Genomic DNA, 26,492 nt, shown 5'->3' on the forward strand with positions numbered 1-26,492 from the left:
TGCCGGCCTTCTCAGGCCGGCTGCAGGTTCGCGTAGGCCAGCACCAGCCATTTGCTGCCCGCGTCGTCAAAATTGACCTGCACGCGCGCGTGCGCGCCGTCGCCCTCGATGTCGGTCACGGTGCCGGTGCCGAACTTCACGTGGCTCACGTTCTGCCCCAGGCGCACGCCGACTGACGGCGACAGACTCGCGTGGCCGAGGTCGCGCTGGCGCTGCGGGAACGACGCGCGCGTGGCCTGCGCTCTGGGCCGGACCTCATGCAGCAGCGCCGGCGGAATTTCGCGCAGGAAGCGCGACGGCACGCCGAACATGTCCTGGCCGTGCAGGCGCCGCGCTTCGGCGTAGGTCAGCACCAGCTTCTGCCGCGCGCGGGTGATGCCCACGTAGGCGAGCCGGCGCTCTTCCTCCAAGCGCCCGCTTTCCTCGGCGGTGCGCGCGCTCGGGAACAGGCCTTCTTCCAGACCGACCAGGAAGACCAGCGGGAACTCGAGCCCCTTGGCGCTGTGGAGCGTCATCAGCTGCACGCCGTCCTCGCCGGCCTGGGCCTGGCTTTCGCCGGCTTCCAGCGAGGCGTAGGCGAGGAAGGCGACCATCTCGGTCAGCTGCGCGCTCTCCTCGTCGTCGCCGCGCACGAAACGCGAGGCCACCGACACCAGTTCGTCGAGATTCTCGACGCGCGAATCCGCGCTGCCCTTCGACTCATTGGCGTAATGCACGCGCAGGTTCGAGCGCGCCAGCACGTGGTCGATCTTGTCCTTCAATGACAGCTCGGCCAGCTCGGCCGACAGCTGGTCGATCAGCTGCGCGAAGCCCGCCAGCGCATTGCGCGCGCGGCCGGCGAGCACGTTGCCCTGCGCGCAGCGCAACGCGGATTCCCACAGCGGTATGCCCTGCATGCGCGCCTGCTGGCGCACTTCATCGAGCGTGCGCTCGCCGATGCCGCGCGGCGGCGTGTTGACCGCGCGTTCGAACGCCGCATCGTCGTCGCGGTTGGCGACCAGACGCAGGTACGCCAATGTGTCCTTGATCTCGGCACGTTCGAAGAAGCGCACGCCGCCGTAGACGCGATACGGCACCTGTTCGGCGACGAGTTGTTCTTCCATCGCACGCGACTGTGCGTTGCTGCGGTAGAGGATCGCGATGTCACCGTGCGAGCCGCCATCGCGAACCCAGTGCAGCGCGCGCTCGACGACATAACGCGCTTCGTCGATCTCGTTGTAGGCCGAGTACAGATCGATCGGGTCGCCTTCGCCGCTGTCGGTCCACAGCTGCTTGCCGAGGCGCTCGGGGTTGTGTGCGATCACCGCATTGGCAGCGCCCAGGATGTTCGCGCTCGAGCGGTAGTTCTGCTCGAGCCGGATCGTCTCCGCGCCCGGGTAGTCGCGCAGGAACCGCTGCACGTTCTCGACCTGCGCGCCGCGCCAGCCATAGATCGCCTGGTCGTCGTCGCCGACCACGAAGACCTTGCCAGTCTCACCCGCCAGCACGCGTACGAAGGCGTACTGGATCGCATTGGTGTCCTGGAATTCGTCCACCAGCAGATGGCCGAAGCGCTGCCGGTAATGCGCGAGCAGCGCCGGCGTGTCACGCAGCAACTCGTGTGCGCGCAGCAGGATCTCCGCGAAATCCACCAGACCCGCGCGGTCGCAGCGCTCCTGGTACAGCGCGTAGGCCTTGCGCATGACATCCGACCATTCGTCGGCGCCGTCCTGGATATGCTGCGGGCGCCGGCCCTCGTCCTTCTGCGCGTTGATCCACCAGGCGATCTGCCGCGGCGGGAACCGCGCATCGTCGAGTTCGAGCTGCTGCACCACGCGCTTGACCAGACGCAGCTGGTCGTCGCTGTCGAGGATCTGGAAACTCTCGGGCAACTTCGCGTCCTGCCAATGCAGGCGCAGCAGCCGGTGGGCCAGGCCGTGGAAGGTGCCGATCCACATGCCGCGCGCGCCACTGCGCAGCTGCGCATCGACGCGGTGGCGCATCTCGGCTGCGGCCTTGTTGGTGAAGGTGACGGCGAAGATGCCGTGCGCGGGCACGCCGACGACCTCGTTCAGCCACGCGATCCGGTGGGTGAGCACGCGGGTCTTGCCGCTGCCGGCGCCGGCGAGGACGAGGTAGTGGGCATCGGGCGCGGACACGGCCTGACGCTGGGCGGCGTTGAGGCCGTCGATAAGGTGGGACACATCCATCGCCGCATTCTACGCGGTCGCCGTCGCCGGCCCTGCGACGGATCAGACCCCGCCGGGGCGTTCGAGCAGCGCCAGCACATCGTCGAACGGCGCCGGGCGGGCGAACAGATAGCCCTGCAGTTCCTCGCAGCCGTGCGCGGCCAGCCAGTTCCATTGCAGGTCGGTTTCCACGCCCTCGGCCGTCGTGCACAGGCCAAGCCGCTGCGCCATGCGGATGATCGCGTCGCAGATCGCCTCGTCATCGGGATCGCGGCCGAGATCCTGCACGAAGGAGCGGTCCAGCTTCACCCGGTGCAACGGCAGCCGCTTGAGGTAGGCGAGACTGGAGTAACCGGTGCCGAAGTCGTCGATCGCGATGCAGACGCCGGCATCGCGCAGCGTCGCCATGTCACGGATGACGGTGTCCGGGCTCGTCATGACCACGCTTTCGGTGAGCTCCAGCTCGAGGGTCCCGGGCGGCAGCTGGAAGGCGTCGATCACCGACAGCACGTCGTCCACCAGTCCCTGCTGGAATTGCGCGGCCGACACGTTGACTGCGAGCCGCAGATGGCCCCAGCCGTGCGCAGCGAGGATCTGGTGATGGCGTGCGGCTTCGCGCAGCACCCAGCGGCCGATCGGCACGATCAGCCCGCTGTCCTCGCACACGGCGATGAACGCATCCGGCGTCAGCAGACCGCGTTCGGGGTGCTGCCACCGCAGCAGCGCTTCCATGCCGACCGGGCAGCGCTGCTGGTCGAACTGCAGCTGGAATACGAGCGTGAACTGGCCGGCCTGCAGTGCATCGCGCAGTTGCGAGACCAGCGCGAGGCGTTCGCTGGCCTGCGCGCCGAACTCGTCGCGATACGCGACGACGCAATTGCGGCCCTGCTGCTTCGCCTGGTACATCGCCTGGTCGGCATGTCGCAGCAGCATCGCGGGATCGTCACCATCGCCGGGATGGCGGCAGTAGCCGATGCTCGGGGTGATCTGCAACGAGGCCGCGCCGATCTCCATCGGCTGCGACAGCGCTTCGAACACACCCTCGATCGCCCGTGCGATCGCGTCCCGGTCCGCAGCATTCATGACCAGCACGAACTCGTCCCCGCCGAACCGGCCCACGGTGTCGCCAGGCTGCAGCACGGCAAGCAGGCGACGACCGATGGCGCGCAGCACTTCATCGCCAGTGGCGTGGCCGAGGCTGTCGTTGATGAGCTTGAAATCATCGAGGTCGACGAACACCAGGCCGACGCAGCTCTCGTCCGCGTCCGCGCGCGCCACGGCGTTCGCCAAGCGTTCCATCACCAGTTCGCGGTTGGGCAGGCCGGTGAGTTCATCGTGGGTCGCACGGTGCGCGAGCGCTTCTTCCGCGCGACGGCGCTCGGTGATGTCGTTGAGAATGCCGACGAAATGGGTGAGTTCGCCGTCCTGGTCGCGCACCGGCGCCATGCGCAGCTCGTTCCAGAACGGCGAGCCGTCGCACCGGTAGTTGCGCAATTGCACACGGACTTCGCGCGCCAGGTGGATCGCATCGCGGATCGCCTTTAACGCCGTCTGGTCGCGATCATCGCCCTGCAGGAAGCGGCAGTTGCGGCCGATGCTGTCCTCGGCGGCGTATCCGGTGATGCGCGAGAACGCCGGATTCACGTACACGATCGGCTGATCGCCTGCACGCGCGTCGGTGATGATGATGCCATTCTCGGTGGCTTCCACCGCGCGACGCAGCAGGCGCAGGTCCGCTTCGTCGCGACGTCGGCGCGTGACATCGAGCACACCGCCGACCGCGCGCACGGCGCGGCCGTCCGCATCACGCAGGATGGCACCCCGGTCCTCGACCGACGCGTATGCACCATTCGCGCACCGGAGCCGGTACTGCGCGTTCCACTCCGTCGCACCGCTCTCGATCGCAGCCTCGAGATGCCCGGCAACGCGCGCCTCGTCGTCGGGATGCAGCAGCGCCGACCACTGATCGATCGTGGACGCGTGCCTGCGCCAGTCCCAGCCGTACTGCGCCGTGAAGCCCTCGTTCCACCACAGCGTGCCGGTTGCGATGTCCCAGTCCCAGATCGCGTCGCTGGTGGCACGCGCGACCATCTGGAAGCGCGCCTCGGTGCGTTCGCGTTCGGCCTCGACCCGCTCCCGGTCGCTGATGTCCATCACCAGCACCAGACGCGCGGGCCGGCCAAGGAAATCGAGACTGCTGGAATACACCGTGACCGCGAACGTGCTGCCGTCGCGACGCCGGTGGCGGAAGCGCCGGCCGATATGCGGCGGGGGCGCGCGGGCGACCTCCTGGCGGATGTCGTCGCCATCCATGTCGACGACGAGCGCATCAGCGGAAAGTTCGACAAATGTCTCGCGCGGATAGCCGTACTCCGCGGTGGCGGCGTCGTTGACGGCCAGGATCTGCAGCGTGTCACGGTCGTAGACCAGCGCCGGCAGCGGGTGGCGTTCGTAGAGATACCGGTACTGCGCTTCGACATCGCGCATGCGCGCGGTGAGGTCGGTGATGGCACCTGCCGACCGTGCGATGTCGGCGTTCAATGCGTGTTCCCGACGTGCGCCGATCACCAGCATGCGCAAGCCGAACAGCCATGCCAGCAACAACAGGCCAGCGCCCGTCGCGAGCGCGACGACAAAGGTCCACCAGCCGGCGAGCAGATCGTCACGCCCCACGCCCACGGTTGCGATCAGCGGGTAACGCTGCAGTACGTGGAAACCGATCAGGCGTCGGGTGCCGTCGAGATCGCTGCGTCCTTCGAACAAGCCGGCGTCGCCCAGATTGACGCCGTGCGTGAACAGCATCGATGGGCCCACATCAGTGCCGACGTACTGGTCGTCCGGATCGGAGCGCGTGACGATCCGGCCGTTTCGGTGCACGAAGCTGGCAGTGCCGCTGCGACCGAGGTCGAGTTCGCGCAGCAGTGCATGCAGCGGGGCCGCCCGCAGGTGGCCCAGCAACCAGCGCGGCGATCCGTCGGGCGCATCGGACACGGCCAGTGCGAGCGGCAGCACCCAGCCCTTGCCGTCGCTGGCGGGGAGCGGATCGCCAACCTGCAGCCACATGCCGTCCGACCCGGCTGGCGTCACGAAAGCAGGCCGTACGTCGACCAGCGCGAGATCCTGCAGATCCGGATGTCGCGACAGCACGCCCTGCACCGCCGCGTCAACGCGCACGTCGGTTGCGTCCAGCCCGCGCTGCTGGATCGCGTCCAGATCGGCGCTGATCCCGGTGAAGGCCCGATCGAGGTTGCCCAGGGTCAGTTCGAGATTGCGCGCGAGGCCCGCCGACATGTCGCGCACATAACGCTCGCCGGCCTCCTGGCGCACGCGCAGGTCGTTCCAGGCCACGACCGAAGCCGCCGCGCACACGCTGGCCACCAGCAGCCCGCCGATCAGCAGCGCACGGTTGCGACGACGACGCGCAGGCGCGCCGTACGATCGATCCTCCCTGCTGACCTCTTCATCGCGCATCGCAGCACGACGTCCCCTGTCACCGCCTGCTTCGATGCTGCCACAGATGGAAGCCGCAGCGCGGATTCAGTGCGTGACGTGCTCGCGCTTGGCGGTGCTGTTGGTCATCAGCCGATCGGTGTAGGCGATGCCGATCGCCGACAGGATGAAACCACCGTGGATGATCGTCTGCCACATCACACCGGCCTGGGTGACCTTGGTGCAGACCGGCGCGGCCAGTGTCAGGCCGGCAGCGAGCGCTTGGGCGTGCGCGGTGGCGGCGGTGATGAACTCGGCCGAGCCGCAGACCGGCAGGCCCACCTCGCCGGCGGCGATGAAGGTCTTGAGCAGATGGATCGAGGAGATGCCGATGATCGCCATCGCCAGCTTGACCTTGAGCACGCTCGCGTTGACGTGGCTCAGCCATTCCGGCTGGTCCGGGTGGTTCTGCAGGCCCAGTCGCGACACGAAGGTCTCGTAGCCGCCGACGATCACCATGACCAGCAGGTTGGAGATCATCACCACGTCGATCAGGCCCAGCACCAGCAGCATGATCCCCTGCTCGGTCAGGGTGTTGGCGTCGGTGACCAGATGGGTCAGTTCCTTGAGGAACAGGAACACGTAGACGCACTGCGCGACGATCAGGCCCAGATACAGCGGGAGCTGCAGCCAGCGCGACCCGAAGATGACGTAGGTGAGCGGATTCATGCGCGTCGGCGCGGCAGGCTGGATCGACATGGCGGGCGTGGGCCGGGTGGAGGTGCGCGGAGCGTAGCGACCGGCCGTGCCTTTGCCAATCGCGGGGTCTGGCGATCGGCACGGCTGAGGACCGACGGGGTAGACAGGATGCGCATCGCCGCTGCGTCTCCGGCGGCGCGGCGCGCCGGAACTCTGAGCGCACGGCCGCACGAAGCAACCCAATTCGCCCGGACCCGATTGACAGCGTTGTCAGTCACTCTGTACAACGCAACCGCGGCCCGTCCGGGTCCGCGTCCGAGATTTGGGAGGATCGCGGATGTCGTCGACGCGCTTCGCGCGCCTGATGGAGCGGCCAGCGACCGCTCCGATCCGGCACTGCCCCTGCCTGCAACGGCATGTCGCATCCAGTGCGATGCGCGCGCGCTCGGCCACTCGCTGTCCCGCTCCGCAGTTCATCCATACGCGCCCTGGCGTTCCCGCCCGCGCGCGTCGCACGCGTGTCGCCATGCCTCGATGCAGGACGACTGCGCTTCCGTGTCCATCGCCCTTCCGGGCTCGAGGTAGTGCCGCATGAATCCGCAGACCCGCACCATGTCCAATCCCGCCGCCATCGCGGTGGTCAGCCTGATCTTCTTCACCTGGGGCGGCCTGACCAGTCTCAACGACGTGCTGATTCCGCATCTCAAAGCCGTGTTCTCGATGAACTACACGCAGACGATGCTGATCCAGTTCACGTTCTTCGGCGCGTACTTCCTGATGTCGATGCCCGCCGGCGCCGTGGTCGCACGGGTGGGCTACAAGGCCGGCATCGTCATCGGTCTGGTGATCGCGGCAATCGGCGCGGCGCTGTTCTATCCGGCCGCACGCCTGCCCTCGTATCCGGTGTTTCTGACCGCGTTGTTCGTGCTCGCCAGCGGCATCACACTGCTGCAGGTCGCCGCCAATCCGTACATCAGCCTGCTCGGCCGACCGGAAACCTCGCACAGCCGACTCAATCTCGCGCAGGCGCTGAACTCGCTGGGCACGACGGTCTTTCCGCTGCTGATCGGTCCGCTGATCCTGGTCGGTGCGGTCCTCGGCGCCGACGAGATCGCGGCGATGGGCGCGGCGGAACAGGTCGCCTACCGGGCCGCCGAGGCGCGGTCGGTCGAGATGCCGTATCTGCTGCTCGCCGGCGGCCTGCTGCTGATGGCGGTGTTCGTGCTGCTCATGCGCATCCCGAGCCTGCGTGACGCCACCGAGGCCAGCCCGGCCGTGCACCACACCTATCTCGAAGCGCTGCGCACGCCGCACCTGCGCTGGGGCGTGCTGGGCATCTTCTGTTACGTGGGCGCGGAGGTTGCGATCGGCAGCTTCCTGATCAACTACATGGCCGAGCCCGAGATCGGCGGACTGACCGAAGCGCGCGCTTCGCAGTTCCTGGCGTTCTACTGGGGCGGGGCGATGGTGGGCCGTTTCCTCGGCGCGGCGCTGATGACGTTCATCGACGCGCGCAAGCTGCTCGGGTTCGCCGCCGGCATGGTCTGCGTGCTGCTGGTCGTGACGATGAGCACCACCGGCCAGGTCGCGATGTGGAGTGCGCTGGCGATCGGACTGTTCAACTCGATCATGTTCCCGACCATCTTCACCACCGCGATCGAGCGTCTGGGCACGCTGACCAGCAAGGCTTCGAGCCTGCTCGTCATGGCGATCGTCGGCGGCGCGCTGATTCCGCTTGCGCAAGGTGTACTGGCCGACCGCATCGGCATCCAGCACGCTTTCGTCGTGCCGCTGGTCTGCTACGTCTACATCATCTGGTACGGGCTGCGGGGATCGCAGCTGACTGGGGCCGCAGCGGTCGCAGCGGGCGCAACCGCACCGCCTCCGCGCGCCATGCACTGAAGCAGGACATGCCCGGGCGTCGTCGCGCAGAGGCGCGCCGCGCCCGTCGCATGCCCCGCCGGTCGGGTCATGTCGGCGTGCGGCACTGCGATATGGAAGCCAGCATGTGCTTCGGCGTTGGCGGCGCCGGTCCCGTCTCGCGGCTCAGGCAAGTCGCAGGCCTGCTGCCAGCGACGTGGCGCGATCCACACATCGCAGACGACTGTTGCACCGCAGCACGAACCGCACGTTTTTCTGTATTACCAATCCGTTTTTGCATCCCATGCCCTTCTCCGTTGACAACGCTGTCAACCTGACATTCAATCCGCGCTGACAAACCGCCGGCATCCGCCTGGATGCACGGTCACAACTAGATTCCATGCGAATCCTTGGGAGGGGAGATCCATGAAGCGATTGCACACCGCGCCTAAGAAGCGGCTTCTCACGTCCGCGCTGCTGCTCGTCCTCGCGCCGCCACTGGCCGCGCAGGTCGCAGAACCGGCGACCGACAGTCCCGACGCCACCACGCTCGACGCGGTCACCGTGACCGGTATCCGCGGCAGTCTCGAATCGTCGATGAATCTCAAGCGCGATGCGCGCGGCATTGTCGACGGCATCATTGCCGAGGACATCGGCAAGTTCCCCGATACCAACCTGGCCGAGTCGCTGCAGCGCATCTCCGGCGTCTCGATCGACCGCAGTGCGATCGGCGAGGGTTCGCGCGTGACCGTGCGCGGCGTCGGCCCCGACTTCAACCTGGTGCTGCTCAACGGCCGCCAGATGCCCGCATCGAGCAACGGCGACGGCAGCACCGTCTCCAACTCGCGCGCGTACGACTTTGCCAACATCGCGTCCGAAGCGATCTCGGCTGTCGAGGTCTACAAGAGCGGCCGCGCCGAGACACCGACCGGCGGCATCGGCGCCACGATCAACATCAAGACCGCGCGTCCGCTCGACAATCCGGGCTTCCGCGCCAATGTCGGCCTCAAGGGCGTCTACGACACCTCGCTCGACAATCTGCCCGACCAGTTCAAGGGCAGTTCGGTCACGCCGGAAGTCTCCGGCATCTTCAGCACCACCAGCGCCGATGGCCGCTTCGGCATCGCGGTGACCGGCAGCTACCAGGAACGCGATCTGGGCTACAACCAGGTGTCGGTGCCCGGCGGCTGGCGCGGCTTCCGCGGCGACGAGGAAAACTGGGGCGCGATCCCGCAGCCCGGCGCGCCCGGCTCGGAGAACATCGTCAACCGGCCCGGTCCGGACGACGTGTATTCGGTGCCGCAGAACCTCAACTACGCCGTCACCGGCGTGCAGCGTCAGCGCACCAACGGCCAGGTCGTGCTGCAGTGGGCGCCGACCGACACCATCACGACGACGCTCGACTACACCTACTCCGAGAACAAGATTCAGCAGCAGCGCAACGACATGTCGGTCTGGTTCAACTACGGGCCGTCGAGCTCGTCGTGGACCGATGGCCCGGTGGCCGCGCCGCTGATCTACTCCGAGATCCTCCCCTTCACCTGCGACGCCGACAGCGTATGCCGCGGCGCGGATCTCGCCATGGGCGGCGCGGACATCGCCAACCGCAACGAGAACAAGTCGATCGGCTTCAACGTGGAATGGGAAGCCACGGACAACCTCGGGTTCGAGCTCGACGTGCACAAGTCGACCGCCGAAACCAGCCCCGACAGCCCCTACGGCTCTGGTGGCACGCTCGGCACGGCCGCCTTCATCCGCGGCAACACCACGGCCGATTTCAGCGGCGATTTCCCGATCCTCACCGTGCAGTATCCGCCGGGTTACACCGGCCCGCGCGCGTCCGACATGCTGGTCACCGGCTCGGTGTTCCACCGCAGCTACATGAAGTCCGAGATCGAGCAGGTCCAGGCCCGCGGCCACTTCAAGTTCGGCGATTACTCGCGCCTCGACTTCGGCGTGGCAGCGACGGAAGCCAACAACCGCACCGCCTACGGCAACGTGCAGCGCGACAACACCTGGGGCGGCGCGGAAGGCAGCGCCGAGGACTATCCGGACAACATCTGGATCCCCGGCAACATGGCCGACTACTTCGACGCGTTCGCCGGCAGCGGCAACCCGGCGTTCACCGACGGCTTCTACATGTTCGACTTCAAGACCGTGCGCGATCTCGCGGCGCAGTTCGCAGGCGACGAGTCGCTGTATCTCGCGCCCGCGACCTACAACACCGACCGCCGCGTCACCGAGAAGTCGAAGAGCGCGTACTTCCAGATCAGTTCGACCTGGGATATCGGCATCCAATTGAATGCCGCGGCGGGCGTGCGCTACGAGAAGACCGACGTCACCTCCTCGGCGCTCGTGCCGGTGGCCACCGCGCTGCTGTGGGAATCCAACAACGAGATCGGCATCCAGCGCGAGGGGTCAGACTTCACCACCCTCTATGGCGACTATGCGCACTGGCTGCCCAGCATCGACCTCAGCGCCGAGCTGACCGACAGCCTGGTGCTGCGCAGCAGCTACAGCCGCACCATCGGCCGGCCGGGCTGGGGCGACATCCAGGGCGGACAGACGCTCAACGAACCGGTCCGCATCGACGGCGGCACCGGCCAGCAGGGCAATCCGGGCCTCGAGCCGCTCAAGGCCGACAACTTCGACCTGTCGCTCGAGTGGTATTACGCCGAGGCGAGCTATCTGTCGTTCGGCTACTTCCAGAAGAACATCGACAACTACATCGGCACGACGATCATCCAGGCGACGCCGTTCGACCTGACGACGCCGATCGGGGGCGCGTACTGGAATGCGGCGGTCGCCAACGCGTGTCCGACGACCGACCTGACCTGTATCCGCAATTACATCTTCACCAATTTCAACGGCCAGCCCGGTGTGGTCCGCGGCCCGAACGATGCGGGCGGCAACGCGACCGGCACGATCACCGGCCAGCCGGGTGACCCGATCGCGGACTTCCGGATCACCACGCCGGCCAACACCGGCTCGTCGAAGCTCGATGGCCTGGAACTCAACCTGCAGCACGTGTTCGGCGACAGCGGTTTCGGTCTGGCGGCGAACTACACCTACGTCGACAGCCCCGATCTGAACTACGACAACTACAACCTCGGCGGTCAGTTCGCGCTTGTGGGTCTGAGCGATTCGGCCAATCTGGTGGCGTTCTACGACAAGGGCGCCTGGCAGGCGCGTGCGGCCTACAACTGGCGCGACAAGTTCCTGTCCAGCGGCTTCGACAGCGAACGTCCCAACCCGGTGTATGTCGAGGAGTACGGCCAGCTCGACGTCAGCGTGGGTTACAAGGTCACCGACAACCTCACGGTGCAGGCCGAGGCGATCAACGTGACCGACGAGACCCAGCGCACGCACGGACGCAACGCACGCCAGCTGCTGTACGGCACCCAGACGGGGCCGCGCTACATGTTCGGCGTCAGGTACACGTTCTGACCAGCGTTATCACCCGGGCGCCGCGGCTTCATGCCGCGGCGCCACGCTCCTCCAGGGCCTGCGACCACGCGCGGGCCGCATCTGCGAGCCTGTCGCGTTGAGTCGTCCGGTCCGTCATGTCGTCATCCTCGGAGGCGGTTCCGCCGGCTGGCTGACCGCCGCGTTGCTGGCCGCCGATCACGACGGCGCATCGCCTACCGGCCTGCGCGTGACCCTGATCGAATCGCCGGACGTGCCGACCATCGGCGTCGGCGAAGGCACCTGGCCGACGATGCGCGACACGCTGCGCCGCATCGGCGTGTCGGAAACTGAGTTCGTGCGGGCCTGCGATGCGACCTTCAAGCAGGGCTCGAAGTTCGTGCGCTGGACCCGCGACACGGCCGACGACCATTACCACCATCCGTTCGTGCTGCCGCAGGGCTATCACGACGCGGATCTCGTCGCCGGCTGGCTGCGCCGCGGTGACACCCCCTTCGACCGGCTGGTGAGCTTCCAGCCGCCGCTGTGCGATGCCGGGCGCGCGCCCAAGCAGTTCGGCACGCCCGAGTACGCCGCGGTCGCCAACTACGCGTATCACCTGGACGCGGCGAAGCTCGGCCTGTTCCTGCGCGCGCATTGCACGGAACGGCTCGGTGTCCGGCTGGTCTCCGACCATGTCGACGGCATCGACGTCCATGACAACGGCGACATCGCCGCCCTACGCACCCGCGCGCATGGCGCGATCGACGGCGACCTGTTCGTCGACTGCACCGGCATGCGCGCGCTGCTGATCGGCCAGCATTACGGCATCGACAAGGCGCCCTGCGGCGACGTGCTGTTCAACGACCGCGCGCTGGCGCTGCAGGTGCGCTATCCGGATGCCGATACGCCGATCGCCTGCCAGACCGTGTCGACCGCGCAGGCCAACGGCTGGATCTGGGACATCGGTCTGTCGGCGCGACGCGGTGTGGGCCATGTGTATTCCAGCGCGCACACCGATGCCGACGCCGTCGAGGCCACGCTGCAGCGCTACATCCGTGAGACCGGCGGCGCGGACTGCGAGATCATCGCCCGCCAGTCATTGTCGTTCGAACCCGGCTACCGGCGGCGCAGCTGGCATCGCAATTGCGTGGCGATCGGGCTGTCGAGCGGCTTCGTCGAGCCGCTGGAGGCGTCCTCGCTGGTGCTGGTCGAACTGGCTGCGACGATGCTCAGCGAACAGCTGCCGGCCACGCGCGAGACGATGGACGTCGTGGCCACGCGCTTCAACGACACGTTCGCCTATCGCTGGGAACGCGTGGTCGAATTCCTCAAGCTGCACTACGTGCTGTCCCATCGCGACGACAGCGCGTACTGGCGCGACCATCGCGAGGCCGCGTCCATGCCGGCGCGACTGGCCGAGCTGCTGGCGCTGTGGCGGCACCAGTCGCCGTCGCGCTACGACCTGCCGCGGGTGGACGAGGTGTTTCCCTCGGCCAGCTGGCAGTACATTCTCTACGGCATGGGATTCCGGCCCGACGCGCGCGCCACCACGCGGCGCGCATCCGATGCGGGTCGCGCCGAAGCCGCATTCCGCGAGGCCGCCGATCTCGCGCGCAAGATGATTCCGGCGCTGCCCAGCCACCGCGAACTGATCGACCACATCCACACCCGGGGCCTGTCCCCCGTCTAGGCGAGCTGATGTCCAGGACCGTGCAACTCAACAACGTCGACCACAGGGATCTGCGCGTCGACACCCGCCGCAGTGCGGCGCTCGGCGACGACGTGATGTGGGCGATCACGTTTCCCGCGGAGTTCCGCAACGTGCAGGCGCACTATCCGATCGTGTTCGGCAAATCGGCCGACGGCGAGTTCCAGCCGCTGGCGCTGTTCGGCTTCACCGACCGGCAGAACCTGTTCCTCGACGGCGAGCGCTGGGACGCGACCTATATTCCGCTGACGGTCGAACGCCAGCCGTTCCTGATCGGCCGGTCCGCCGACGAAATGCTGATGCACATCGATCTCGACCATCCGCGCGTCGGCACCACGCACGGTGAGGCCCTGTTCCTGCCACACGGCGGCACGAGCGCGTATGTCGAGCATGCGAGCTCGCTGCTCAACACCATCCACCAGGGCCTGCAGGGCACCGCGCCGTTCGTGGCCGCGCTGCTGCGGTACGACCTGCTCGAACCCTTCGTGCTCGACATCCGGCTCGACGACGGGTCCGACAACCGCCTGTCGGGCTACTACACGATCAACGAGGACCGCCTGCGCCAACTCGACGGCGAGGCGTTCGCGGCGCTGGGCCGCGCCGGCCATCTGGAAGCCATCTACATGATGCTGGCGTCGGTCGTGCGATTCCGCGACCTGATCGAGCGGGTGAACCGTGCCGGCGCTGCAGGTCGATAAGCGCATCCCGGAACTGTCGGGGATCGACCCCCGCGCGATTCCGGACGCCGTGCTGCGCTCGGAGACCCCGCTGGTCCTGCGCGGGCTGCTGTCCGAGTGGCCTGTGGTGCAGGCGGCGCGGACGTCGTCCGACGCGGCCGCGCAGTATCTGCAGCGTTTCGAGCGCGTGGATGGCCCGCCGGTGGTCGCGACGGTCGGCCCGCCGGAGATCGACGGCCGCTTCTTCTACGACGACACCCTGCAGGGCTTCAACTTCCGCCGCGAGAACGTCCCGCTGGGCGTCGCGCTGAAGACGCTGCTCAAGTACGCGCCCGACCCCGCGCCGCCGGCGATCTACATCGGCTCGAGCACCATCGACACCTGGCTGCCGGGCTTCCGCGCCGAGAACGATCTGCCGCTCGGCGGGCGAGATGCGCTGGCCAGCATCTGGATCGGCAACCGCACGCGGATCGCCGCGCACCAGGATCTGCCCGACAACCTCGCCTGCGTGGTCGCGGGCACGCGGCGCGCGACGTTGTTCCCGCCGCAGCAGCTCGAGAACCTCTACATCGGCCCGCTCGACGTCACCCCGGCCGGCCAGGCCGTGAGCCTGGTCGATTTTGCCGACGTCGACCATGCGCGCTTTCCGCGTTTCGAACAGGCGCAGGCGCAGGCCCAGTGCGCCGATCTCGAAGCAGGGGACGCGCTGTTCATTCCCAGCATGTGGTGGCACCACATGGAAGCGCAGACGCCGTTCAACGTGCTGGTGAACTACTGGTGGCGGCAGGCGCCCGCGTGGGCGACCACGCCGATGGACGCGTTGATGCACGCGATCGTGAGCATCCGCGACCTGCCGGACGCCGAGCGCGCGATCTGGCACGACGTGTTCCGCCACTACGTCTTCGACTACGACGAGGACACCGTCGCCGGCCACGTGCCGGCTCCGGCGCGCGGCGCATTGGCCCCGCTCGACGAGGCGCGCGCGCGCGCCATCCGCGCACGCCTGCGCAAGCGGCTCGACCGCTAGGAGAACTTCAATGCATGTTGCAGCTTCCGACCCGGGCCAAGTGCCCATCCGCCGCGTCGTCATCGCCGGCGGCGGCACCGCCGGCTGGATGGCCGCGGCCGCCCTGTCGCGCACGCTGGGCAAGGTGCTCGAGATCACGCTGGTGGAATCGGACGAGATCGGCACCATCGGTGTCGGTGAAGCGACGATCCCGACGTTGATGACCTTCCATCGTCTGCTCGGCATCGGCGAGCAGGAGTTCATGGCGCAGACCCAGGCCACGATCAAGCTCGGCATCAACTTCGAGAGCTGGCGCGACGTCGGCCAGGACTACTTCCACTCCTTCGGCCTGACCGGCACCGACCACTGGACGGCCGGCTTCCAGCATTTCTGGATGCGCGGCCGCGAACGTGGCCTGGCCAGCGCCTACGACGACTACTGTCTGGAACTGAAAGCGGCCCTCGACGGACGCTTCGCCCATCTGCCCAAGCGCAAGCTCAACTACGCCTACCACCTCGACGCGACGCTGTATGCGCGCTACCTGCGGCGTTTCAGCGAAGCCAACGGCGCGCGCCGCGTCGAGGGCAGGATCTCGGAGGTGGCCACCGACCCGGAATCCGGTTGCATCACCGCCCTGCAACTCGAGAACGGCACGCGCGTCGAAGGTGATTTCTTCATCGACTGCACGGGCTTTCGTGCGCTGCTGATCGAGAAGACGCTCGGCGTCGGATTCGACGACTGGTCGCACTGGCTGTTCAACGACCGCGCCTTCGCGGTGCCCACCGAAACGGTGAGAGACGCGGTGCCCTACACGCGTTCCATCGCCGGTCCCGCGGGCTGGCAGTGGCGCATTCCGCTGCAGCATCGCGTCGGCAACGGCATCGTCTATTCGAGCCGCTACATGGACGACGACCAGGCCCGCGACACGCTGCTGTCGAGCATCGACGGCGCGCCGCTGCGCGATCCGTTCCCGGTGCGCTTCCGCCCCGGCCAGCGCATGCGCTGCTGGGAGAAGAACTGCGTGGCGCTGGGCCTGTCGGCGAGCTTCATCGAACCGCTGGAATCCACCACGATCCACCTGATCCAGCGCGGCATCATCCACCTGATGCAGACCTTCCCGCGCACGCTGTGCCAGCCGGACATCGACCAGTACAACATGCGCATGGCCGATGAGCTGCAGCATGCGCGCGACTTCGTGATCCTGCACTTCAACGTCACCGACCGTCAGGACACGCCGTACTGGCGTGACTGCAAGGCGATGCCGATCCCCGATTCGCTGCGGCACCGCATCGACCTGTTCCGCGAAACCGGGCGGGTGTTCCACGTGCCCACCGAGCTGTTCGCGGAGAACTCGTGGATCCAGGTGATGATGGGCCAGGGCATCTATCCTAGGGAATACCACCGGTCCGCGGACCTGATGGGCGATGCCGAACTCAAGGGATTCCTCGACGGCATCCGCCAGGACGTGGACCGCACGCTGCGCCAGTTGCCGCCACATATGGAATACGTGCGCAGCTACGCGCCCGCCGCGCCCGCTTGACCCTCCGGGCGCGCACGATCGCAATCCACACCTGCCGGGAACCTTGTTGACCCGGTTTCAATGGCCGCAGCCGGAGCGACGCAGGGCATCCGTCGATTGCCGCGCTCAGCCCGGCGCCGGTCCCGTCGACTTGCGTACCTGCAGCGCATACGGCAATTCCAGCGTCTCGCCCGCGCTGCGGTCACGGATCGCCTTGAGCAGTTCGAGACCGGCCAGCCGCCCCATCTCGCGGCTGGGCTGGCGGACCGTAGTGAGCGAGGGATAGATGTGGCGCGCGATCGGCATGTCGTCGAACCCGCAGACCGACACGTCCTTCGGCACCGACAGGCCGCGTTCGCAGATCGCGCAGATCGCGCCGGCCGCCATGTCGTCGTTGGCGGCGAAGACCGCGGTGGGCGGATCGGGCAGATCGAGCAGGGTGTTGGTCGCGTCGAAGCCGGACTCGTAGAAGAACTTGCCGGCGACGACAAGCGACGCGTCGTATTCGAGCCCGGCCTGCTTGAGGCCGTCGCGGTAGCCGGCCAGACGCCAGACGCTGGCGCCATGCGCGGGATGGCCCTTGATGTGGGCGATGCGGCGGTGGCCGAGGCCGGCCAGATGCAACACGACGTCGCGCGCGGCGCTGCGCTCATCGACCACGGTGCCGATACGCCGGTTGCGTTCCTGTGCCGAGACGCTCGCGAACGGAATGCCCATCTCGTCCAGCCGCGCAATCAGTTTTGCGTCGTCGGTGATCGGCGGGGTCAACACGACACCATCGAGTTGCGACTGCACGATCATCGACTCGACCTTGGCGACGATGTCCTTGGCGGTGTAATCCACCGGTGCGAGCATCAGGTTGTAGTGCTGCGACTGGCAGGCGTCGAGCACACCGAGCTCGACTTCCATGAGGTAGTTGCTCGACGGATTGTCGTAGAGCATCGCCACGAGATAGGAGCGGCGCCCCGCGAGCAGCCGCGCCGATGCCAGTGGGCGGTACTGCAGCTTCTCAACTGCCGCCTCGACGGCCACGCGTGTGCGCTCCGACACGTTCGGCTCGTTGTTGAGTACGCGCGAAACGGTCTTCATCGACACGCCCGCCGCTTCCGCCACATCCTCGATCCGCACACGCATGGTGTTCAATCCGGCCATCCTGTTCCCGGTGGCGCATTCTGCCAGAGCCCACAATGCACGACTTGCGGTGCCGTCGGTGTCGATGACGCTCTGCAGCAAGCGCGCAGGCCCGTCCGCCGGTATGCTGACCGACGTCTGACAACGCTGTCATCGCTGCTGAGCAGCATGGCGCCCGTCCCATCCGCGGCCCAGGCCGCACTCTCCTGATCCGGAGCCCTTCGATGATCCAGTCGCATCGCCCCGCACACCGATCCTTCCGCCACGCATTGCTGCCCGCGATGCTCGCCGTATGCGTCCTCGGCGCCTGCGCGCGCGACGACGCACCTGCCGCTGCCGCCACGCCCGCACCTGCGGCAACGAACGCGGCCGACGCCGGCGCGATCGATGCCGCCAACTGGCCCGAGACCGCGTGGCCGCTGGCCGAGGACGCTGCGCTCGAGCAGCGCATCACCGACCTGATGGCGACGATGACCGTCGAGGAGAAGGTCGGCCAGATCGTGCAGGGCGACATCGCCGACGTCACGCCCGAGGACGTCCGCAAGTACCGACTCGGCTCGATCCTGGCCGGCGGCAACTCCGATCCGGGCGGCCGCTACGACGCATCGCCTGCCGAATGGCTGGCGCTGTCCGACGCGTTCTGGGAAGCGTCGATGGACACCGCCGGTGGCGGTAAGGCGATTCCGGTGATCTTCGGCATCGATGCCGTGCACGGCCAGAGCAACATCGTCGGCGCGACGCTGTTCCCGCACAACATCGGCCTCGGCGCGACGCGCAATGCCGAACTGATGCGCGAGATCGGCCGCGTCACCGCGATCGAAACCCGCACCACCGGCATGGAATGGGCGTTCGCGCCGACCGTCGCCGTGCCACAGGACGATCGCTGGGGCCGCACCTACGAAGGCTATTCCGAATCGCCGGACGTGGTGGCCGCGTTCGCGCCGGCGGTCGTCGAAGGCATGCAGGGCAAGGCCGGCTCGCCCGACTTCCTCGACGACCACCACGTGATGGTGTCGGTCAAGCACTACCTCGGCGACGGCGGCACGGTCGGCGGCAAGGACCAGGGCGACACCCAGGTCACCGAGGCGCAGCTGCGCGACATCCACAACGCGGGCTATCCGCCGGCGATCGCCGCCGGCGCCCAGGCGGTCATGGCCTCGTTCAACAGCATCCACGGCGAGCGCATGCACGGCCACCGCGCCCTGCTGACCGACGTGCTCAAGGACCGCATGAACTTCGGCGGCTTCATCGTCGGCGACTGGAACGGCCACGGCCAGCTGCCGGGTTGCACCACCACCGATTGCGCGGCGACGTTCAATGCCGGCCTCGACATGGCGATGGCGCCCGACAGCTGGCGCGGCCTGTTTGATAGCACGGTCAAGCACGTGCAGTCGGGCGAGATTCCTATGGAACGCCTCGACGACGCGGTGCGTCGCATCCTGCGGGTCAAGTTCCGCATGGGCCTGTTCGACGCGCCGCGTCCCTCGGAACGCGCGCTCGGCGGCAAGTTCGAACTGCTCGGCGCCCCGGAACACCGTGAGGTCGCACGCCGCGCCGTGCGCGAATCGCTGGTGCTGCTGAAGAACCAGGACGGCATCCTGCCGCTCGCCGCGAACCAGAACGTGCTGGTGGCTGGCGACGGCGCCGACGACATGGGCAAGCAGTCCGGCGGCTGGACGCTGAACTGGCAGGGCACCGGCACCAAGCGCGCCGACTACCCCAACGGCGACACCATCTGGGACGGCATCCGCAACCAGGTCACGGCCGCCGGCGGCAGCGCGCAGCTCGCGGTCGACGGCGCGTACCGGCAGAAGCCGGACGTGGCGATCGTCGTGTTCGGCGAGGATCCGTATGCCGAATTCCTCGGCGACCTGCCGAACCTGCTGTACAAGCCCGGCGACGATGCCGACCTGGCACTCGTCAATCGCCTGCGCGCGGACGGCATTCCGGTGATTTCGGTGTTCCTCAGCGGCCGTCCGCTGTGGATGAACCGCGAGATCAACGCGTCCAACGCCTTCGTCGCCGCCTGGCTGCCGGGCTCTGAAGGCGCGGGCATCGCCGACGTGCTGCTGCGCGGCGCCGATGGCCAGCCGCAGCACGACTTCAAGGGCAAGCTCAGCTTCTCGTGGCCGCGCCGCGCCGACCAGTACGTCAACAACGTCGGCATGGAGGGCTACGACCCGCTGTTCGCGTTCGGCCACGGCCTGACCTACGCCGATGCCGGCAACCTCGACGCCCTGCCGGAAGACGCCGGCGTCAGTGCCGAAGACGGCAAGGACGCCGGCTATTTCGCCAAGGGCGTGCCCGGCCCCGGCATCCGCCTCGTGGTCACCGGCGCCGACGGGCGCGGCGCCGATGTGCTGCATCCGCGCGTCGTCACACCGGACGGCACGTTGAGCCTCGCCGCGGTCGATTACCAGACCCAGGAAGGTGGACGCCTGCTGACCTGGACCGGCACTGCGACCGCCGAACTGCTGTCGCACTCGCCGGCCGATCTGAGCCGCGAGACCAACGGCGATTCGCTGCTGCTGATCACCCTGCGCGTCGACGCCCTCCCCGCCAGCGGTGACATCACCCTGTCCGCTGGCTGCGGCGACGACTGCGCGGGCGCACTGCCGGTGCGCGAATGGCTGGCGACGCTGCCGCAGGGCGAGTGGGTGACCGCGGGCATTCCGCTCAAGTGCCTGACCGCTGCCGGTCTCGACGCCACCCGCGTCAGCACGCCGTTCGCATTGCGCGCACCGGCCGGTCTGACCCTGGGTCTGGCCGAGGTCCGCATCGGCACCGACGCCACGCACCGGCTCGACTGCAACACGCAGTAAGCGCCGCTTCGACCCCTCTCCTCCAGGGAGAGGGGTTGCGGTGCGGGCAGATGCCCGCAGCACACCCGACCGACGCCGCCGCTTCAGGCGGCGTCGTCATATCCGCGCCCCAGGCCACACCACCGCAACGCAGCGTGCGTCCCGCATCCACGCCGCCCTACGAGGGCGCGCCTAGACTCGACGCACCTGTCCCGCGGAGCGGCACCCCATGATCGACCTGCACTACTGGCCCACCCCCAATGGCCACAAAGTCACTCTGTTTCTCGAAGAAGCCGGGCTCGACTACACGATCCACCCGGTCAACATCGGCAAGGGCGACCAGTTCAAGCCCGAGTACCTCGCGTTCTCCCCGAACAACAAGATGCCGGCGATCGTCGACCACGCCCCGGCTGGCGGCGGCGAACCACAGACCGTGTTCGAATCCGGCGCGATCCTGCTGTATCTGGCGGAGAAGTCCGGGCAGTTCCTGTCGACCGATCCGCGCGTGCGCATCGAGACGCTGGAATGGCTGTTCTGGCAGATGGCCGGTCTCGGCCCGATGACCGGCCAGTACGGCCACTTCAACGTCTACGCGCCCGAGAAGATTCCGTACGCGATCGAGCGTTACACCAACGAAGCCAACCGCCTGCTGCAGGTGCTCGACACACATCTGAAGGGCCGCGACTTCATCGCCGGCGACGCGTATTCGATCGCCGACATGGCGACGTATCCGTGGATCGGTGTCTACGACAAGGCGCCGATCGACATGACGCCCTACCCGGAAGTCCAGCGCTGGCATGCCGCGATCCAGGCACGCCCCGCCACCGCGCGTGCGTATGCGAAGGCAAAAGAGGTCAATCCCGATGCGGGCAAGACCATGAGCGACGCGGAAAAGAAGCTGCTGTTCGGGCAGGGGCTTCGCTGACGGACCGTCGCGCGTGGCGGTCTGCGCCGCTGCGCGCGCTTGCGTAGGATCGGAGGTCTCCCGGACTCAAGGACGACCTCGGATGCGAAAGTTCACCACGCTGACCGCCGCCTGCCTGCTCACCGCGTGCGCGTCGACCCCTGCCCCCGTCACCCTCGACATCGCACGCTGCGATGCACTGGCCGGCGACGACTGGCGACGCACCGCGGCCCCCGACGTGGCTGCAGAACTGCTCACGCTGGCCCATGTCGAAACGCCACCCGATCTCGCGGCGTGGTACATCGCCGCCGACGGCGCGCAGGCCGCGTGCCTGCCACCACCGGCGGCGGCGGGCACCTGCGGCCATGCGCTGCACACGTTCCAGCCACAGGTGCATCGCATGTGGGGCTGGTCCGACAGCACGGTGCGCCGCGAAGCCTGCGCGGACTGAGGTCTGAGCCGGGCCTCCTGCGCCCAACCGATACACTGGGCGCCTCGCTCCACTGGACCCGCCATGCGCTCCGTACTCGCTGCCGCCGCCCTGATGATCGCCACCTCCTCCGCCCTCGCCGCCACGCCACCCGCCGCCGGCGGTCTCACGCTCGAAGCCATCACCGGCGATGCACCGCTGTCGGGGCCGACGCTGATGAAGCCGCAGGTCGCACCGGACGGTTCGCGGGTGACATTCCTGCGCGGCAAGGACGAGAACCGCAACCAGCTCGACCTGTGGGAATACGACATCGCCAGCTGGCAGACGCGGATGCTGGTCGATTCCAAGGTCGTGCTGCCGGGCGAGGAAACGCTCAGCGATGCCGAGAAGGCGCGCCGCGAACGTCAGCGCATTGCCGGGCAATCCGGCATCGTCGATTATCAGTGGGCGCCGGACGCGCAGCGGCTCCTGTTTCCGCTCGGCGGCGAGCTGTATCTCTACGATCTGTCGAAGTCCGGCAGCGATGCGGTACGCCAGCTCACCGACGGCGGCGGCTTCGCGACCGATCCCAAGGTCTCGCCACGCGGCGGCTTCGTCAGCTTCGTGCGCGCGCGCAATCTGTGGGTCATTGATCTCGCCAGCGGCACCGAGCGCCAGCTGACGAATGACGGCAGCGAGGTGATCGGCAATGGCGTCGCCGAGTTCGTGGCCGACGAGGAAATGAACCGCCACACCGGGTACTGGTGGGCGCCCGACGACAGCGGGATCGCCTACGCACGCATCGACGAATCGCCGGTGCCGGTGCAGAAGCGCTACGAGGTCTATCCCGATCGCACCGAAGTCGTCGAGCAGCGCTACCCGGCCGCCGGCGACGACAACGTGCGCGTGACCCTGCATGTCGTCGCGCCGCAGGGCGGCGCGGTGACCGATGTCGACCTGGGCAACAACCCCGATATCTATCTCGCCCGCGTGCACTGGCGCGATGCGCAGCGCCTGACCTTCCAGCGCCAGTCGCGCGACCAGCAGACACTCGAACTCGTCGAGACCACGCTCGCCACCGGCGCGCAGCGCACGCTGGTCACCGAGCGCGGCCGCACCTGGGTGCCGCTGCACGACAGCCTGCGCTTCCTCGATGACGGCCGCTTCGTCTGGTCGTCCGAGCGCGACGGCTTCCAGCATCTGTATCTGGCGTCCGAAAACGGACGCCGCATGACCCAGCTCACGCAGGGCGAGTGGCCGGTCGATGAACTGCTGGCCGTCGATGCTGGCGCAGGCCTCGCCTACTTCCGCGCCGGCATGGTGTTCGAAGAGGGCAAGGCGCTGCCGCGCGCGACCGAATCGCGTATCTACAGCGTCGGCCTCGACGGCCAGCACGCCTACACCGCGCTGTCGACCGAACCCGGCATGCATGGCGCGAGCTTCGCGCGTAATGCATCGGTCTACGTCGACAGCTGGTCGAACACGACCACGCCGCCGCAGATCGCGCTGCACCGCGCCGACGGCACGCGGCTCGCGACGCTGGTCGAGAACGATCTTTCCGCCGCCGATCATCCCTACGCGCCGTTCCTCGCCGCGCACCGGCCAACCGAATTCGGCACGCTGACCGCCGCCGACGGCCGCACGCCGCTGCACTACTCGCTGATCAAGCCGGCGGATTTCGACGAGACCAAGCCGCATCCCGTGGTCGTGTTCGTCTACGGCGGCCCCGCCGCGCAGACCGTGCTCGATACCTGGCCCGGCCGCGCCGATGCGAGCTTCCACCAGTACCTTGCGCAGCAGGGCTATGTGGTGTTCTCGCTCGACAACCGCGGCACGCCGCGTCGCGGCCGCGATTTCGTCGGCGCGCTGTACGAGCGTCAGGGCACGGTCGAGGTCGAGGACCAGCTGCGCGGCGTCGAGTGGCTGAAGTCGCAGCCGTGGGTCGACGGCGACCGTATCGCGGTCAACGGCTGGTCCAACGGCGGCTACATGACGCTGATGCTGCTGGCCAAGGCGCCGGACGCATACGCCTGTGGCATCGCCGGCGCGCCGGTCGCCGACTGGGCGCTCTACGACACGCACTACACCGAGCGCTACATGAATCTGCCGAAGGCCAACGTCGACGGTTATCGCGAGGCCAGCGTGTTCACCCACGCCGACAACATCAAGCCCAACGCGCTGCTGCTGATCCACGGCATGGCCGACGACAACGTGCTGTTCACCAACGCCACGCAGCTGATGAGCCAGTTGCAGCAGGCCGGCACGCCGTTCGAACTGATGACCTATCCGGGCGCCAAGCATGGCCTGCGCGGACGTGATGCCCTGCATCGCTACCGCACCAGCGAGGCGTTCCTGGCGCGTTGTCTGGCGCCCTGACGGCGCACGCCGAAAACACCCGCATGTCCACGACCCCGCCACCGCTGCCGCCGCGCCCCGTGTCTGTGCCGCCACCACGTGGCTGGTGGCAGCGGCACTGGAAGTGGGCGTTGCCGGTCGCCGTGGTCACGTTCGTTGCGCTGGTCGCGGCGTTCGTCGCGATCGCGCTGTTCGCAGTCCGCGGCTCGATGACCCGCTCGGATGTCTACGCCGATGCACTGGCGCGCGCCCGCGCGCATCCGGAACTCGTGGAGGTCCTCGGTACCCCGATCGAACCCGGATTGATGCCGATGGGATCGATCAGCACATCGAGCGACAACGGCGGCGAAGGCCGGGCAGACCTGGTGATCGGCATCGAGGGACCACGCGGCGAGGGACGTCTCGTCGCGAGTGCCGATCGTCGGCTGGGCGCCTGGACCTGGGAATCGCTGCTGTACGTGCCCGGGGACAACGACCCCGAACAGATCATCACGATCGCCGAAGCGGACACGCCGGTCGAACACCACGCATTGCCGGCGCCGTGACCTCCGGCCATTGCCGGCACGCACGCGAGCGCCTACGGTCGCCATTCGTCCTTGCCGCTGGTGCTGCCATGAAACCGCTTGTCCTCGCGATCGCCCTGTCCCTCGCCGCGCCGCTCACGGCACTCGCCCACACCGATGACGCCAGGACCGCCGTCGCCGCATCACAGACCGCGTCGCCGGCCTGGGTGACGCGCAGCAACGAACTGTCGCAGATCCTGATCGACGCCCAGGCGCCGTTCCAGCCCGAATCCGCAGGCTTCTTCGGCGTGCCCGGCTACGACGACCAGGTCGCGGATTTCGGTCCCGACAACGCCCGGCGCTATCGCGACGCGATGACCGCGGCGCGCGCCCAGTTGCAGACGCAGCTCGAACTCGAGCGCGATGCCAACGTGCGCCAGGACCTGCAGATCCTGCTGACCAGCATCGACCAGAGCATCGAGGGCAGCACGCTCGGCGAGCGCTACCTGCTGCCCTGGACCGATGCGCCGCAGTTGATCTTCGGCGGCATCAACGGCCTGCTGTCGACACAGACGCCGGCCGAGCGCCGCGTGCATGCGCTCGCCCGCCTGCAGCGTTACGCCGGCCTCACCGACGGCAGCACACCGATCACCACCCTCGCCCGCCAGCGCTACGAAGAACGCCTGTCGAATCCCGAATTGCTGCAGCCGACGAAACTCGAGGTCCAGCGCGCGCTCGACAGCGCCGACACCTACATCGCCGGCATCCGCAAGCTCTTCGAGGAATACGGGATCGAGGGCGCCGAGCCGGCACTCGACGCGATCGCGAAGGAGATCACCGCCTACGCCGACTGGACGCGCACCACCGTGCTGCCGCAGGCGCGCGAAGACACGCGTCTGCCGCCGGAACTCTATGCGTTCGGCCTCAAGCAGTACGGCACCGATGTCGATCCGCAGCTGCTGATGCAGCGCGCGCAGCTGGCCTTCATGGAAATTCGCGCGCAGATGCAGCAGCTCGCGCCGCTCGTCGCGAAGGACAAGGGCATCGCGGCGACCGACTACCGCGAGGTGATCGCCGCGCTCAAGCGCGACACGATTCCCAACGACAGGCTCGAAGCGAGCTACCGCGAGGTCATCGACGCGATCGATCCGATCATCGAGCGCGAGGACATCGTCGACGTGCCGCAGCGCGAGATGCAGATGCGCCTGGGTTCGGACGCCGAATCGGCCGCGCAGCCCGCGCCGCATTTCCGCCCGGCGCCCCTGGTCGGCAACACCGGGCAGCAGGGCACGTTCGTGCTGCCGGTGGGCAATCCCGGCGGCACCGGCGACGACGCGGCTTACGACGATTTCAACTTCGACGCCGTGCGCTGGACGCTGTCGGCGCACGAAGGCCGGCCCGGCCACGAGCTGCAGTTCACCGCGATGGTCGAGCGCGGCGTGTCGCTGGCGCGCTCGATGTTCGCGTTCAACTCGGTCAACGTCGAAGGCTGGGCGCTGTATGCAGAAGCCGAGCTGGTGCCCTATGAGCCGCTCGACGGCCAGCTGATCGCGCTGCAGTTCCGCCTGCTGCGCGCCGCGCGCGCGATGCTCGATCCGATGCTCAATCTCGGCATGATCGACCGCGAACGCGCCGGCCACGTGCTGACCGAGGAAGTGATGCTCTCGCCCGCAATGGCGCGCCAGGAACTCGACCGCTACACCTTCAACGCACCGGGCCAGGCGACGAGCTACTTCTACGGCTACACGCGCATTCTCGAACTGCGCATGCGTACCGAACTGGCGCTGGGCGCGACGTTCGACCGCCGCGCGTTCAACAACTTCCTGCTCGACCAGGGCCTGCTGCCGCCCGACCAACTGGCCGAAGCGGTGGAAACCACGTTCATCCCGGCGCAGCAGCGCCGTTGATGCTGCGC

At 67.9% G+C, this 26,492-nt stretch carries 16 protein-coding genes; 12 read left to right on the forward strand and 4 right to left on the reverse strand.

Translation table 11 applies throughout. The annotated features are described in order from the left end of the window. Positions 1-11 precede the first annotated feature (11 nt). From uvrD to AC3IRM_RS14930, 3 genes are all read right to left on the reverse strand, one after another. Positions 12-2,189 (reverse strand): DNA helicase II, encoded by a 2,178-nt coding sequence (gene uvrD / locus AC3IRM_RS14920; RefSeq protein ID WP_489203869.1) that lies wholly within the window; start codon positions 2,187-2,189, stop codon positions 12-14. Between the two features lie 42 nt (positions 2,190-2,231). After that, on the reverse strand, positions 2,232-5,639 hold the full coding sequence (locus AC3IRM_RS14925; protein WP_489203870.1) for an EAL domain-containing protein: 3,408 nt from the start codon (positions 5,637-5,639) through the stop codon (positions 2,232-2,234). Positions 5,640-5,705: 66 nt separating this feature from the next. Beyond that, positions 5,706-6,356, reverse strand: coding sequence for a TIGR00645 family protein (locus AC3IRM_RS14930; RefSeq protein ID WP_489203871.1), 651 nt, complete (start codon positions 6,354-6,356; stop codon positions 5,706-5,708). A 552-nt stretch (positions 6,357-6,908) separates the two neighbouring features. On the opposite strand from AC3IRM_RS14930, the gene AC3IRM_RS14935 reads away from it, so the two are divergent. The 6 genes from AC3IRM_RS14935 to AC3IRM_RS14960 all read left to right on the forward strand — a co-directional run bounded on the left by AC3IRM_RS14935 (position 6,909) and on the right by AC3IRM_RS14960 (position 16,495). Further along, a complete protein-coding gene (locus AC3IRM_RS14935) occupies positions 6,909-8,198 on the forward strand; it encodes a sugar MFS transporter (protein WP_489203872.1) in 1,290 nt (429 codons plus the stop codon). Positions 8,199-8,582: 384 nt separating this feature from the next. Next, positions 8,583-11,603: a TonB-dependent receptor gene (locus AC3IRM_RS14940; RefSeq protein WP_489203873.1), complete on the forward strand. Its 3,021-nt coding sequence runs from the start codon at positions 8,583-8,585 to the stop codon at positions 11,601-11,603. Between the two features lie 97 nt (positions 11,604-11,700). Then, positions 11,701-13,254 (forward strand): tryptophan halogenase family protein, encoded by a 1,554-nt coding sequence (locus tag AC3IRM_RS14945; protein ID WP_489203874.1) that lies wholly within the window; start codon positions 11,701-11,703, stop codon positions 13,252-13,254. A gap of 8 nt (positions 13,255-13,262) precedes the next feature. Further along, on the forward strand, positions 13,263-13,970 hold the full coding sequence (locus tag AC3IRM_RS14950; RefSeq protein ID WP_489203876.1) for a SapC family protein: 708 nt from the start codon (positions 13,263-13,265) through the stop codon (positions 13,968-13,970). Beyond that, complete coding sequence (locus AC3IRM_RS14955) at positions 13,957-14,976, forward strand: cupin-like domain-containing protein (protein WP_489205942.1); 1,020 nt, start codon at positions 13,957-13,959, stop codon at positions 14,974-14,976. The genes AC3IRM_RS14950 and AC3IRM_RS14955 overlap by 14 nt, the downstream gene beginning before the upstream one ends. A 10-nt stretch (positions 14,977-14,986) precedes the next feature. Continuing rightward, complete coding sequence (locus tag AC3IRM_RS14960; protein WP_489203877.1) at positions 14,987-16,495, forward strand: tryptophan halogenase family protein; 1,509 nt, start codon at positions 14,987-14,989, stop codon at positions 16,493-16,495. A gap of 105 nt (positions 16,496-16,600) precedes the next feature. Here the strand turns inward: AC3IRM_RS14960 and AC3IRM_RS14965 are convergent, their stop codons facing one another. After that, complete coding sequence (locus AC3IRM_RS14965) at positions 16,601-17,608, reverse strand: LacI family DNA-binding transcriptional regulator (RefSeq protein ID WP_489205943.1); 1,008 nt, start codon at positions 17,606-17,608, stop codon at positions 16,601-16,603. Positions 17,609-17,829: 221 nt separating this feature from the next. Between AC3IRM_RS14965 and AC3IRM_RS14970 the strand changes: the two genes are divergently transcribed. From AC3IRM_RS14970 to AC3IRM_RS14995, 6 genes are all read left to right on the forward strand, one after another. Continuing rightward, positions 17,830-20,427 (forward strand): glycoside hydrolase family 3 N-terminal domain-containing protein, encoded by a 2,598-nt coding sequence (locus tag AC3IRM_RS14970; protein WP_489203878.1) that lies wholly within the window; start codon positions 17,830-17,832, stop codon positions 20,425-20,427. Between the two features lie 208 nt (positions 20,428-20,635). Then, on the forward strand, positions 20,636-21,331 hold the full coding sequence (locus tag AC3IRM_RS14975) for a glutathione binding-like protein (RefSeq protein WP_489203879.1): 696 nt from the start codon (positions 20,636-20,638) through the stop codon (positions 21,329-21,331). Positions 21,332-21,413: 82 nt separating this feature from the next. Next, positions 21,414-21,761: a hypothetical protein gene (locus AC3IRM_RS14980; protein ID WP_489203880.1), complete on the forward strand. Its 348-nt coding sequence runs from the start codon at positions 21,414-21,416 to the stop codon at positions 21,759-21,761. A gap of 63 nt (positions 21,762-21,824) precedes the next feature. Next, entirely contained in the window at positions 21,825-24,095 is a 2,271-nt protein-coding gene (locus AC3IRM_RS14985; protein WP_489203881.1) for a S9 family peptidase, read from the forward strand. Positions 24,096-24,118: 23 nt separating this feature from the next. Next, positions 24,119-24,619 (forward strand): cytochrome c oxidase assembly factor Coa1 family protein, encoded by a 501-nt coding sequence (locus AC3IRM_RS14990; protein WP_489203882.1) that lies wholly within the window; start codon positions 24,119-24,121, stop codon positions 24,617-24,619. Between the two features lie 68 nt (positions 24,620-24,687). Beyond that, the gene (locus AC3IRM_RS14995; RefSeq protein WP_489203884.1) at positions 24,688-26,484 is read left to right on the forward strand and encodes a DUF885 domain-containing protein; all 1,797 of its coding nucleotides are present in this window, start codon (positions 24,688-24,690) and stop codon (positions 26,482-26,484) included. The last annotated feature ends 8 nt before the right edge of the window (positions 26,485-26,492 follow it).

The organism is Luteimonas sp. KH_071 (assembly GCF_057838005.1).